This window comes from Neobacillus sp. Soil_C_43, from assembly GCF_057656715.1.
Map to the genome: position 1 here is coordinate 124,752 of NZ_JBDGJV010000012.1, position 12,631 is coordinate 137,382.

The 12,631-nt window shown below is 39.9% G+C and carries 12 protein-coding genes; 1 reads left to right on the forward strand and 11 read right to left on the reverse strand.

Going from position 1 to position 12,631, the window contains the following annotated elements:
• Positions 1–71: 71 nt before the first annotated feature.
• The 6 genes from AC3A54_RS16450 to xylB form a co-directional block, all read right to left on the reverse strand.
• A complete protein-coding gene (locus tag AC3A54_RS16450; protein WP_487655273.1) occupies positions 72–1,094 on the reverse strand; it encodes a zinc-dependent alcohol dehydrogenase in 1,023 nt (340 codons plus the stop codon).
• A 61-nt stretch (positions 1,095–1,155) separates the two neighbouring features.
• Entirely contained in the window at positions 1,156–1,797 is a 642-nt protein-coding gene (locus AC3A54_RS16455; protein ID WP_335545617.1) for a GntR family transcriptional regulator, read from the reverse strand.
• Between the two features lie 46 nt (positions 1,798–1,843).
• On the reverse strand, positions 1,844–3,211 hold the full coding sequence (locus tag AC3A54_RS16460; RefSeq protein ID WP_487655274.1) for a four-carbon acid sugar kinase family protein: 1,368 nt from the start codon (positions 3,209–3,211) through the stop codon (positions 1,844–1,846).
• A gap of 18 nt (positions 3,212–3,229) precedes the next feature.
• A complete protein-coding gene (locus AC3A54_RS16465; RefSeq protein WP_487655275.1) occupies positions 3,230–4,498 on the reverse strand; it encodes a ribulose-bisphosphate carboxylase large subunit family protein in 1,269 nt (422 codons plus the stop codon).
• A 302-nt stretch (positions 4,499–4,800) separates the two neighbouring features.
• Positions 4,801–5,454: an aspartate/glutamate racemase family protein gene (locus tag AC3A54_RS16470; RefSeq protein ID WP_487655276.1), complete on the reverse strand. Its 654-nt coding sequence runs from the start codon at positions 5,452–5,454 to the stop codon at positions 4,801–4,803.
• 116 nt (positions 5,455–5,570) lie between these two features.
• The gene (xylB, locus tag AC3A54_RS16475) at positions 5,571–7,103 is read right to left on the reverse strand and encodes a xylulokinase (RefSeq protein ID WP_487655277.1); all 1,533 of its coding nucleotides are present in this window, start codon (positions 7,101–7,103) and stop codon (positions 5,571–5,573) included.
• Positions 7,104–7,193: 90 nt separating this feature from the next.
• On the opposite strand from xylB, the gene AC3A54_RS16480 reads away from it, so the two are divergent.
• Positions 7,194–8,075 carry a cupin domain-containing protein gene (locus tag AC3A54_RS16480; protein ID WP_487655278.1) on the forward strand — a complete coding sequence of 294 codons (882 nt, stop codon included), beginning with the start codon at positions 7,194–7,196 and terminating at the stop codon, positions 8,073–8,075.
• A gap of 2 nt (positions 8,076–8,077) precedes the next feature.
• Here the strand turns inward: AC3A54_RS16480 and AC3A54_RS16485 are convergent, their stop codons facing one another.
• Genes AC3A54_RS16485 through AC3A54_RS16505 form a run of 5 tightly spaced genes read right to left on the reverse strand, consistent with a single transcriptional unit; the run spans position 8,078 to position 12,428 of the window.
• Positions 8,078–9,358 (reverse strand): TRAP transporter large permease, encoded by a 1,281-nt coding sequence (locus AC3A54_RS16485; RefSeq protein ID WP_335545629.1) that lies wholly within the window; start codon positions 9,356–9,358, stop codon positions 8,078–8,080.
• Positions 9,358–9,846, reverse strand: coding sequence for a TRAP transporter small permease (locus AC3A54_RS16490; RefSeq protein WP_335545631.1), 489 nt, complete (start codon positions 9,844–9,846; stop codon positions 9,358–9,360). Before AC3A54_RS16490 ends, AC3A54_RS16485 begins: the two co-directional genes overlap by 1 nt.
• 55 nt (positions 9,847–9,901) lie before the next feature.
• On the reverse strand, positions 9,902–10,945 hold the full coding sequence (locus AC3A54_RS16495; protein ID WP_487655279.1) for a TRAP transporter substrate-binding protein: 1,044 nt from the start codon (positions 10,943–10,945) through the stop codon (positions 9,902–9,904).
• A complete protein-coding gene (locus tag AC3A54_RS16500; protein WP_487655280.1) occupies positions 10,946–11,386 on the reverse strand; it encodes an HIT family protein in 441 nt (146 codons plus the stop codon).
• Positions 11,379–12,428, reverse strand: a complete 1,050-nt coding sequence (locus AC3A54_RS16505) for a zinc-dependent alcohol dehydrogenase (protein ID WP_487655281.1) — start codon at positions 12,426–12,428, stop codon at positions 11,379–11,381. The genes AC3A54_RS16500 and AC3A54_RS16505 overlap by 8 nt, the downstream gene beginning before the upstream one ends.
• Between the last annotated feature and the right edge of the window lie 203 nt (positions 12,429–12,631).

Sequence of the window (12,631 nt, forward strand, 5' to 3'; positions counted from 1 at the left end):
TTGTTTGTTCGTAAAAAATTTCTTCCATTCCCTTTAGTACGAATTCATTAAATAAGCGTTTTCATTTATGATTAAAATTCTACTAACACCTTTAGTGATGATTCTTCTTTTTTATCAACAAGACGGAATCCTCTCGCTGCTTCTTCGTATGAAAGCTTGTGAGTAATAATCACGTCTTCCTCTACATGGCCTGCATTGATTAGTTCGATAGCCGCAATTGTATCTTCTCTTGTGTAAGTCATGCAGCCAACAATTTCTTTCTCACCCTGCTGTAAATTGACAATATCAAACGTTTGCGTACCGTGGAACATCGCAATCGTTACACAGCGGCCGCCTTTACGAAGTAAGGAGATCGCTTGATCAATGATCCCTGGGACACCTGCTGCGATGAGAACTTTATCAAAATCTCCGCCAACGGTATCCTTCGCTTCAACAATCCAATCCTGTTTGTTTAAGGTGTTCAACGTATGGGTTGCCCCCATTTTCACAGCACCCTCTAAGGCATAATCCATAATATCCGTAACAAGAACAGTCGTTGCTCCTGCTGCCTTTGCTGCAGCAAGTGCCAGCAGTCCGATTGGTCCTGCACCGAGGATTGCCACTTTATCACCTAGCTGGATATCTGCTTTTCGAACCGCATGTACCCCTACAGCAAACGGTTCGACGAGAACACCTTGATCATAAGTCATGGTATCTGGTAATTTGAATACGGTATGTTCTGGTGTGGCAAAGTACTCTGCCATCGTTCCATACCAGCCATTAAGGCCAGGAGCTCCGCGGTGTGCGCAATAGTTAACATTACCTGTTAAACAAGCTTCACAATTGCCACACCCAACCTGGGGTTCAACGGTTACCCGGTCACCGACCTGGAACTTTGAAACACCATCTCCGACCTTTACTACTTCACCGGCCAGCTCGTGACCGATGATAACCGGCGGCTTACGGAATAAGTGAAGTCCTTTGTAAGTATGAATATCGGAACCGCAAATCCCTGCCACTTTTACTTTAATTAATACATCCTTATCCGCTATATGAGGTAATTCCACTTCCTTAACAATTACCTCATAAGCATCTTCTACAAATACCGCTTTCAATGTACCTCTCCCCTTTGTGTATCTTCTTGTTAACATAATCAGTTGGTGTTAGGCACCAAAGCTATAACAATAGTTTTTGCTTCGATTGCTGGAGATGATCCTCAATCAGTTCGCTTGCTTTTTGGTCACCTGTTTTCAGAGATTGATAGATTTTAAAGTGCTCTTGCGAGAACTGTTGCATCCTTTGCGGGTCTTTCCTTAAATGAAGCAGGGTGATTCGTTGCAAGTGATCTTGATAATTCAGCAAGATGCGATATATTTCTTGGTTACCCAAGCATTCACAGAGTAGAAGGTGAAAGTCATGATCGGCACGTGTGAATCCCTTTATATCTAATTGCATCGCCATTTCTTCGGTGACATCAAGATTCTCTTCTATCTTCCGGCACTGTTCTTCCGTTAATTTACCTGCGATTTGCGAGCAAATATAGGTTTCAAGTGCGACTCGAAGATTATAAATATCAATAATCCGGTTTAATGATAGTTCATTGATGATAATCCCTTGTTTGGATGAGATCGTAACAAAACCTTCTGTTTCCAAACGAACTAACGCATTTTTGATCGGTGTTTTACTCATTTGAAGAATTTCAATTAATTCTCGCTCAGAAAGAAAGCTTCCCTGAGGAAATTTTTCGTCGAGTATATTTTCTTTAATCTGCTGGTAAGCCACATCTTTTAAAAGAGGTGCCGTTCCTACTTTTGCCATACATTCCATCTACTTTCCACTATGATTAGTTAATTCAAACACTAATCTATTTTGATTCATTCGTTGCCTTTTGTACATTTGAAAAATAATTACTGCCGCCCAGCTGGCCGCCTTTAAGCGCTATTTCAATCCCGTTCATCAAGCTTTTATCGGAATAAGCCTTACAAAGTGGTGCTCCTGGAGAAATTGGCATCAGCATTTCTAATCCATACACACCCATTTCCCGGGTAGCAAATCCAGAGGTATCCCCGCCTGCGACAATCACGCGGCGAATATCGGTGGCCTCCATGACTTCACGTGTCCATTTACCAAGCTGACGTCCAATCAACTCACCAGATTGGTATTCCGGAATCCCCAGCTGATTGAATAGTTCACGTGTAGCTGATATCGCTTCATCCTCTGGCCCCATTGCAGTATAAAGAATCACGCTTTTCCCATCCTTAATCAGTTGAATAACCTGATCAAGCAATTCAAGGGGGACAGAATCAGTTTGGACGATTTGCTCTGGTTTAATTTTAATCCCATGGAATCCATCTGCAAGTGCCTCTTCAATTTGCTGCTGAGTAACCATCGAAGCGCTTCCTGAAACTGCAAATACTTGATTTCTAGCAGGAACAGATTCCACTGACTCTTGAATCCTAGGTGCTACACCAGCATTTTTCCAATGGGCTGTTAAGGCATAGCCTAAGCCAGATGAGCCTACTGCAAAGGTTCTATTCTCTTTAGCAGATTCCCAAATCAATTGCCCGCTTATACGAAGGCGATCTTCATCAAGCACATCATGGAGCAGTACGCCTGGTTGATTCAATTTCTGATTGTACCTTTCCCGTACAGCCTCAATACTGCCTTCTAATTCTAAAATGTTCATCAGTTCAATTTTTTCAGAAGTTTGTTCTGCAAGATGCAGGCGTAAGTCCGCTTCACTCATCGGTGTAATCGGGTGCCTAGACATAACCGGATGGCGGTCTAATCGATAAACTGTATCGTGCATTCTGGCAAAGTGCTGGCCAAAGACGGTAAATCGTCCTAAAGGTGGTGCCCCTACAAGAAGAGGAATAACCTTTTCCTTGCTAAAATACTCTCTCGCCACTTCGATCGCTTTTCCGATACTTCCTACTTCGGGAGCGGAGTCAAATGTTGAACAAGTCTTATAATGAACCACCTTTGCCTCTGTTTCAGCAAAGCTCTTGAAAACTGGACGAAGCTCTTCTTCCATGTCCTCGGGATTTTTAGCCCTACTTGTTCCTGCCACCCCAATACAGCTAATTCCTTCAAACCGCTTAAGTAATTCTTCATTCGGCGGCTCGAGAAAAAGAACCGTCCGATATCCGCTGATGGCCAACGATTCCATCGCATCCGTTGATCCAGTGAAATCATCTCCATAAAAAGCGAGTAACAGTTCGCTTTCTTTCATTGTGTTTTACCTCCAAGCTTATGTTGTCGAAAATTTATCTATTGCTTTAGCTAACTCAGGGTTTTGCTTTGCGTAGGTTTCCAAAGGAATTCTTTGAACAGCGGCTTCCCATCCTTGCCTCATACTAAGCACCCCTGCCTCAATCCCATCTGGGTGAGCAAGAATTCCTCCGCCGGCCAAATGGATAAAATCTGTCGTTTGGACCGCTTCATAAGTTGGGATAGCACTTGCTGCCCATTGTGCAGAAGAAAGGACAGGCATAATCGGGTATCCACCAAGGAAAGGGGTTAAGCTATCCCGAATTGCTTGTGCAACTGTTTCGTTATCCTCAGAGAATTTATTGTTTAAGCCATTCGTATGCAGATGATCTACTCCTGCAAGTCGGCAAAGCTTTTGAAAGACTGTAAAACTCATTCCTAATAGCGGGTCGCGGGACATTGCCCCCCATTGTGTGCGGTGTCCGTGAATCGGCAGCTGAGAATATTGTCGTAAATAGGCAGTACCACTTAGCCCAACACTATTTACACACACCATGACACAAGTACCGCCGGCATTTAATACAAGATCATGATTTCTACGGAGTTCGTCGATATCACCTGTAATATTAAAGGCGTACATCAATTTTTTTCCTGTTCGATCCGCCACTCGTTCGATTTCCTCCATGATGACCTTGACCCGCTGCTCAAGCGGTGCGAAAGCAGGATTAGCACATAATTCATCATCTTTTATGAAATCAATGCCTGCCTCGGCAAGCTCCCTGACAAGCGGCCTATAATCTTCTATATGTAGTCCGATGCTTGGTTTAATGATTGTTCCAATTAACGGTCTTTCATCCACCCCGCTTATTGCCCTCGTTCCTTTTATACCAAATTGAGGTCCAGGATACTTTTCAGCAAAAGCATTAGGCAACTCAATATCTATTAATCTTAATCCGGAAAAAGCCCCAAGCTCGTATAAATTTCCAGCAACCGTCGATAGAAGGTTCGGTAAGGATGGTCCAAAATTATCAAGTGGGAACGATAGCTCGATGATCGCTCTCCGGTACTCCACGTTGGACGAATCGATTCCCTTTGGAAGCTGGGCTCCTGGTAGGGAAGGGGTTCTGACAGTCTCTAATTCTGTAATTTGAACAACATGGGCTCCGTGTTTCTCCTTCAGCTCAGGTGTTTCTCCTGGTACTGATACAAAGGTTCCAGTTGATTGTTCCCCTGCCATCACTTCGGCTGCGAAATCTAGAGGAAATGCAGTTTCTACTAAGTACTTAGCTAGAACTCTATTGGACTGCATAATCACACCAACCTTTCGTAGATCACATAACTATCATCATAGATTCAACATAAATCTATCATAAATCTATGTTAGATTCCTTGATGTAAATAATATTGTAAACCGCTTACATTGTCAATCAAACTTTTTAAAAAATTCAAAATAATTGTGTGATTTTTTTCACATATCTTCAGTTGTGAGACCTTTTGGAACACAATCTTATGAAATAAAAAAGACCGGGAAGTAACCTTCCCAGCCTCAAATAATTCGAATATATGACTATAGTAATCTTTATATTTTGGACAATTTTAGTCCTGCCTTCTTTACCCGTTCATTACTTCAAGTATTCGTTGCATACCTAATTCTGGAGATGTAAGACATTTTACTTTCACCTCTTCTGATAAATGAGCCAATACTCTTGCCATAGAAGCCTGTGCTAAAACCACTACATCTGATACTTCTGCCAATCGGGAAATTTCATTAGCTAAAATAGTATCATGTCTCTCTTTATCACCCTCCATTAAAGCCGAATAGGCCTCATCTGCAAGGACAGTAAGAATTTGGTTGTTCTTTTTAAACTGGTCCGCTTTTTGTTTAAGAAGTGCTACGGTTGGATTTAAAGTTGTGGATAGAGTGGCGATTACAGCGATTTTATCCCCTTGATGAACTGCTTGTTCTGCCATAGCTTCGTCAATTCTCACCACCGGGATGCCTACTTTTTGTTCTGCCTTTATAGCCACTTCTCCTACAGAGGAACATGCGAAAAGGATAATGTCTGCTTCTGCTTCTTTTGCAAAGATCGAGTATTGAATTAACTTGTGTTCAATTTTTTCGATGTTTCCTCCAGTTGAAAGTAAGCTTGGTAAGATGGTGTCATCGAGAAAATTGACTACCTCATAGTTTGCTAAATATTTCTCAGCTAATTTCTTTAATGGCTCAATAGTGACAAGGGTTGTATGAATGATGGCAAGTTTCATTATTTTTTTCTCCTTCCAAAGAGCTTTAATAATTACATCTTAACAAAAAGAAAATCATTCAGGCGTAACAGATGGCACAAAAGTGGATGGGAATCATTTTTCCCATCCTTTTATTTTTATTCAACTGCTAATTTATGAAGTGAAGAAAAGGTTTCATATAAATTAAAATATAGTTCTTTATAAATTGTGTAATAGTTTTCATATCTTTGGACAAACTCTCCGTTAGGCTCGACAGTATCATAATACTGTACCGTTTGGAAACAAGCTTCTTCAACGGAAGAATAGACGTTGGTTCCAACACCAGCTAAGAGTGCCGCACCAAATGCCGGTCCTTCATTTGCATGAATCCTATGTATCCTTTGATTAAATACATCTGCAAATATTTGGCGCCATAATAAACTATTTGCACCGCCGCCAGATATGCGAATTTCTGAATTCGCAACTTTTAAATCATCTATTAGGCTTAAACAATCTTTAAGACTAAAGGCTACACCTTCCATAATTGAGCGGATAAAATGCTCCTTTCCATGCCTAGAAGTTATCCCAACAAATGTCCCTTTTGCAAATGAATCTAAGTGAGGAGTACGCTCACCCATTAAGTAAGGGAGAAACACCAGTCCCTCACATCCCGGCTTAACCATCATTGCTTTTTCCGTAAAAATATCATAAACGTTTTTTTGTAATGTTTTGGCTAGCTCCATTTCAGCTATACCAAAATGATTCCGGAACCATTGCAGTGAACCTCCAGCAGCCTGCGTTACACCCATAACATGCCACTTTCCTGGAACAGCATGACAAAAGCTATGTAGTCGACCAAGGGGGTCCTTCTTAATTTCGTCTGTAGATGCAAAGACAACACCTGATGTCCCGATGGATGCAGAAATAACACCAGCTTTAACAATACCATTGCCCACTGCACCTGCAGCCTGGTCTCCTGCACCTCCTACTACAGCTGTCCCTTCCGATAGTCCCGTTTCCATAGCAGCAAGTTTAGAAACTGTTCCTGAAATTTGATTCGATTCTCTAACCTCAGGCAGCCATTCATTTTCAAAACCTAGCAATTCCACCATTTCAGAAGACCATGTCCTGGATGCTACATTTAATAATAAAGTACCAGATGCATCCGAAACTTCCGTAGCGAATTCCTGGGTTAGCTTATAGCGAATATAGTCCTTCGGCAATAATACTTTATGAATTTTATCATATATATTAGGTTCGTTATCCCTCACCCATAATAGCTTCGAAGCTGTATAATTCGGTAGCGGAGTATTAGATGTAAGGTCAATAATTCTTTCCGTGCCAATTGAATCACGCATCCATTCAACTTGCTCGCCAGTTCGTTGATCACACCATATAATTGCAGGTCTCAACACTTTTCCATCACGATCAAGCAGGACCAGGCCATGCATTTGGCCTGATAATCCAATACCCTTAATGTCTGAAGGATTAATTTTCGATTGTTTAAAGATCATTTGAATGGTTTGTCTTGTAGCAATCCACCAATCTTCCGGATGCTGTTCCACCCATCCAACCTGGGGTTGAAGCATAGGATATTCTCCATAGGCTGAAGTTACAAGTTCTCCATTATAACAAAACAAACAGGTTTTAGTCCCAGAAGTACCGATGTCGATTCCAAGTAAATATCCCATTAAACATATCCTCCTTTTCAGATTTTTCAAAACAGTTGAATCTACTTATGTTAATATTATGAGTAACTATTAAGGGGGAGGACATTAGAAATGCTTAGAGATGACCAATTACGCATCATTTGGATTTCACGTATAGATTATGAAAAAAACAGTGCAGTTGAAAGTCACGTTCATGATAGCTTTTATCAACTACTGTTTGTTATCAATGGCGAAGGGACTATTACAATGGATGAAACCACATTTAACCTTCAACCACAACATGCCTATTTTATACCTAAAGGTTGTGTCCATAGCTTTCGTTTCACTCAAGATTCGATGACGATTGATCTCAAATTCAATATTATGTGCGAAGAATTAGAGCAGCTACTACAGTCTCATCATAGTCGGAAACCCCTTTATATTAGCAACGTAAATGAAGTAAAAAACCTTTTTAAATTGTCTACCCAAAACTTACATAAACCTAATGAGTTATTGCCCTACCGTATTGATGTTGGATTTAAAGGATTCCTTTTATCGATATTAGTAGAAAGAGAGTATGCAAAACATGAAAATGAATTGGATTCCTACTCATTAGAAAATGAATTTCATCCAGACTTCCCTATTGTTGAGTACTTAAATGAACATATTCAATCCAAAATATCTCTTGAAGATATTGCAAAGCATTTTAACTTCCATCCACATTATCTCATTGAGCTATTTAGAAAAGAGTTAGGAACCACTCCGATGAATTTCCTTCAGCGGCTGCGGTTAGAAAAGTCAAAGGAATATTTAGAGTTCACCAACCTTTCTATTACAGAAATCTCTGATTTAGTAGGATTAACGCCCCCCTATTTCTCTCGTTTATTTAGAGATAGAATAGGAATTGCCCCTTCGGAGTATAGAGAGAAGACTCGAACCGTAATTGGTAAGGATATTGTCCTCGAACAGGATTTTTCGTTAGGGGAGCAACCTGCAATATTACAAAATCTATGAAACTAGTTAAATAAATTGGGCACCACCATCACAATTTGAGGGACAAAAGTTGCAAGCAGTAAGACAACAATCATACAAACGTAAAAAGGTACAAGTGCCTTAATTACTTTTTCAACCGGAACCTTAGCAATCGCACTTCCGACAAACAGCGCCCCACCAACTGGCGGTGTAACAAGACCAATTGCCATACAAATCATCATAACGATTCCATAATGAATCGGATTCATTCCAACACTTTGTGCAATGGGCAAAAGGATTGGTGTTGTAATTAGGATAATCGGCGCCACATCTAAGATCATTCCTAAGAATAATAGGATGGCGATAATGATGAGTTTAATAACAATAGGATTATCTGAAAGACCCAGCATTCCATTTGAAATCATTGCTGGAACCTTTAGGAAAGCCAATAGCCAGGCATACCCGCTAGAAACAGCGATTAAGAATACAACAATTGCCATTGTCTTAAATGTTCCTGATAATACATTTACCATTTTTGATAACGGAACGTCACGATTGACAAAGAAACTAATAATAAAAGCATAGGCAACACCAATCGCAGCAGACTCTGTAACTGTGAAAATACCTGAAATAATTCCTCCAATAATAATGACACCTGTAAACAGACCTGGAACTGCTTCTTTAGCAGCAACGAGGACTTCTTTAAAGGAGGATGGTTTTTCGGCAGGATATTTTCTTTTTACTGCAATGATAAAAGAAGTAACCATTAGAGCTATACCCAATAAAACCCCAGGAATAATTCCCGCTAAAAATAAGGAACTGATGGAAACACCTGCACCTGCAACCAAGGCATAAATAATCATATTATGGCTGGGAGGGATAATAATACCCTGCGTCGCACCTGAAACCGTTACAGCAACAGAAAAATCTGTATCATAACCTTTCTTCTTCATCATTGGAATAAGGATAGAACCTATAGAAGAAGCATCTGCCAAAGCTGATCCGGAAATCCCGCCGAATAGCATGCTTGTTGTGATATTCACATTTGCAAGCCCCCCACGAAAACGACCAACTAATACATCCGAAAATCGAACAAGCCGTTTGGAGATCCCGCCAATGTTCATAATCTCTCCTGCTAAAATAAAGAAAGGAATGGCCAATAACGGGAAACTATTGATACCAGTTACCATCCGCTGTGCTAACATGGATAAAGGAATATCCAACTGAAGGGCAACCACAATACACGTAAGTCCCATCGCTAAAGCTACGGGAACACCAATTATAAGCAGAACTATAAATAAACCAAATAACGTTAGAATGGCCATTACTCATCCCCCTCCCCATCGACTATAGTCGGATGCCATTTTCCAAATAACTCCAAAACCAAATACAAGACTATTAGTCCTCCTGAAACTGGAACAGAGTAATAGAGAACAGCTGATGGCACGTTGAGACCAGAAATAGTAGAAGTTCTCATTTCATGGGCAAACTGGCCACCTTGAATCACCATAAATATTCCAAAAAGGATTGCTAGAACACGATGAAATTTACCTACCCACACTTTAGCCCTTTCCGGAAGTGCGTTGATAAAGAGATTAATTTGAATATGACTATTATCTTGTATTCCTACTGCAATACCAAGAAATCCTATCCACACCATTAAAAGCAGGGATAACTCCTGTATCCATGGCGGTGTAACATTGAGGACAAAACGTGAAAAAACCTGATAACAAATAATAATGGTCATCACACTAAGCATAATATAGACCAAATATTCAGTTATCCTCCTTAATTTCCCTAGCAAATTCTCCATTCAGGTTCCCCCTTTGAAAGAGAAGGACAGTCAAAAGACTGTCCTTACCAATTTATTATTTCGCATCATCGATAATTTTGAATAAGTCTCCAAATTGGTCTTTGTATTTATCATAGACTGGTTTAACTTTATCACGGAAGGCTTCTCTGTCTTCCTTCGATAATTGAATCACTTTATTACCTTTTTCCTCAACCTTCTTCATCGCTTCGTTAGAATACTTGTCATAGGCATCTTGCTGGAACTTCTCAGATTCCTTAGCAGCCGCTTTAATGATTTTTTGATCTTCAGAAGAAAGCTTATCCCACGCCTTTTTACTCATAAATAATACACCCGGGATTCGTAAGTGTTCTGATTCGGTAAAGTTTTTAGCAATTTCAAAGTGTCCATCGGCCACGTACGTACTAACATTGTTTTCTCCACCATCAATTACACCCATCTGTAGTGCACTATATACCTCTGATGCCGATAAAGGAGTTGGTGAAACACCTAGCTCTTTAAATGCATCTATTAAAATATCATTTTGCATGACACGGATTTTCTTGCCTTTAACATCCTTTAACTTACTAATTGGGTCCTTACTATAAAAATTTCTTGCCCCGGCATCATAAAAAGCTAAGCCAACAAGATCTCCTTTTTCCTCTAAATTTTTAAATAGTTCATCTCCAAGACCACCATCAATGGCCTTCCACATATGATCACGGCTGTCAAATAAGAATGGGAAACTAAAAACACCAAATTTCTCAGCAAATTGTGTCAGAGGCCCTGCATTTGCTCTTCCCATATCAATAACTCCTACCTGGGTCTGCTCAATAGTAGTTTTTTCGTCTCCCAGCTGCCCTGCAGTGTAGACATCAACTTTAATTCGTCCATCAGTTTTTTCCTCAACGATTTTAGCAAATTCCTTTTCAGCTCGAGAATCCGGATAATCATCCACTTGCGCTTCAGAAAGACGAAGAATGATTTTTTCTCCAGATACCTTGTTTTTTCCAGCACCTTTACTACTTGTACTGCTCTCTTCTGCGCTGCAGCCAATGATGGAAATTGCTAATGACATGACGGTAATAGGAACTGCCAATTTTTTAAATAAAGATTTCTTCATTTAAATCCCCCTCGTAATATTTAACTGGTCTAAAATAGTTTCGATTCGTTGTTTATTCTCACCATTATTTAATAATACTTTGGACTCCGGGCTATTCACAAATGCCTCTCCCCATTCAGTTTTACCTTTGTATTTAGGCACTAAATGAAAGTGTAAATGAGAGACAAGATCCCCATAAATGGCATAATTAATTTTATCTGCCTGAAAGACCTTTTGAATTGCTTCCGCCGCCATGGAAACATCCTTCATAAAAGAGGTTAGTTCTATTTCTGACAGTTCAAATAGCTCTCTCTTATGGGAATGGAAGGCAATAATGCATCTCCCTTTATGGGTTTGATCTCGATTAAGGTAGAGGATGGAGGATGGCATTTTGCAAATTTCAATCATTAGATTTGTTAATTGCTCATCCTTTTTGCAATAAAAGCAATCTGTTCTACTCATCACTTTCCTCTGGATTTACCTCACAATCAATCATTACATGAATCGTGTCGCCTTTATGCTCATTACGAATCTTAAACGCTTCATCAACTCTTGATAGTGGGAAGATATGAGTAATCGTTTCCTTTGTATTTACTAATCCATCAAGAACTAACTTTAGCCCTTCATCAAAATATCTTCTATTATCAATATCTCGTTTTGGCTCTGTAGAGAAAATGTCCAAGCGCTTCTTGTGTACTTTAAAGAAGTCAACTGGTTTATGACATGTACCAATACAGCCATACATAACAATTCGGCCATTTTGCGCAGCAGCGTCAATCGCGTCAACCATTCCAGAACCCTCTAGTAAGCAAGGAATGACGATATCAAAGCCATCAGGGAAATCCACTCCCACAATATCCATTGTTCTAGCATCCGGTGATGGCATTTTATACGTATGTGTTGCCCCATATTTCTTTGCCAGCTCTAGTTTTTCGTCAAATAAATCAGTGACCACTAAATTTCTCGGGCTGTATAAATTGACCACCTGTGTTAAAGCAAGACCGCTTACACCCTGTCCCATAATTAACACATTCTTATTCGGCGAAATGTCTGCATTCTCAGCCGCAGATAACAAAGCCGGCAACACCTCAATTAGTGAACCTTCAATTAAAGGAAAATCCTTTGGCAAGACTTTTACAGCAAAGGGACTGCAGCATACATACTCTGCAAATGCTCCCCAGACATACCGTAAGGCAACATGATCTCCTTCTTTAATCCCGATAATATTTTTCCCTACCTTATCAACTACTCCTGCAACCTCATGCCCCAATCTAGTGGGATACGTGATAAACTCAGGTTCTCGCGCTCCACGATATACCTCTACGTCACTACCACAAATGCCCACCCACTTTACTTTAATTCTAACTTCGTTATTGGCAGGTTCAGGAATTTTTGCCCTTTTTACTTCAATACTTCCTACATCTGTCATAACAGCGCAAAGCTGTGTGCCTGGACCATCATATTCAATTAGTTCCATTGGAGGCACTGTCATTTTTCTTACCATTTTATCCATCCCCTATTTTCTTAATTATCAGTTTTGTAAACACTTTCATTTTCTATTGTTAGTTTACGTGAATGGTATCTCTTCTTCCATGACGACAATACACATGAATTTAACCAAAATTCAGTTTCACTAGATCTCTGGTTAAATCATTTTTGATTATATGAATTTTGGTTAAACAGACCTGTATATTAGGCATGGATGTT

What these genes read in the sequence shown, in the direction of transcription:
- AC3A54_RS16490 (WP_335545631.1), bottom strand. Translation starts at nt 9,846, where the DNA reads ATGGAGAATTTGCTAGGGAAATTAAGGAGGATAACTGAATATTTGGTC.
- AC3A54_RS16480 (WP_487655278.1), top strand. Translation starts at nt 7,194, where the DNA reads ATGCTTAGAGATGACCAATTACGCATCATTTGGATTTCACGTATAGAT.
- AC3A54_RS16505 (WP_487655281.1), bottom strand. Translation starts at nt 12,428, where the DNA reads ATGGTAAGAAAAATGACAGTGCCTCCAATGGAACTAATTGAATATGAT.
- AC3A54_RS16485 (WP_335545629.1), bottom strand. Translation starts at nt 9,358, where the DNA reads ATGGCCATTCTAACGTTATTTGGTTTATTTATAGTTCTGCTTATAATT.
- AC3A54_RS16455 (WP_335545617.1), bottom strand. Translation starts at nt 1,797, where the DNA reads ATGGCAAAAGTAGGAACGGCACCTCTTTTAAAAGATGTGGCTTACCAG.
- AC3A54_RS16460 (WP_487655274.1), bottom strand. Translation starts at nt 3,211, where the DNA reads ATGAAAGAAAGCGAACTGTTACTCGCTTTTTATGGAGATGATTTCACT.
- xylB (WP_487655277.1), bottom strand. Translation starts at nt 7,103, where the DNA reads ATGGGATATTTACTTGGAATCGACATCGGTACTTCTGGGACTAAAACC.
- AC3A54_RS16470 (WP_487655276.1), bottom strand. Translation starts at nt 5,454, where the DNA reads ATGAAACTTGCCATCATTCATACAACCCTTGTCACTATTGAGCCATTA.
- AC3A54_RS16465 (WP_487655275.1), bottom strand. Translation starts at nt 4,498, where the DNA reads ATGCAGTCCAATAGAGTTCTAGCTAAGTACTTAGTAGAAACTGCATTT.
- AC3A54_RS16495 (WP_487655279.1), bottom strand. Translation starts at nt 10,945, where the DNA reads ATGAAGAAATCTTTATTTAAAAAATTGGCAGTTCCTATTACCGTCATG.
- AC3A54_RS16500 (WP_487655280.1), bottom strand. Translation starts at nt 11,386, where the DNA reads ATGAGTAGAACAGATTGCTTTTATTGCAAAAAGGATGAGCAATTAACA.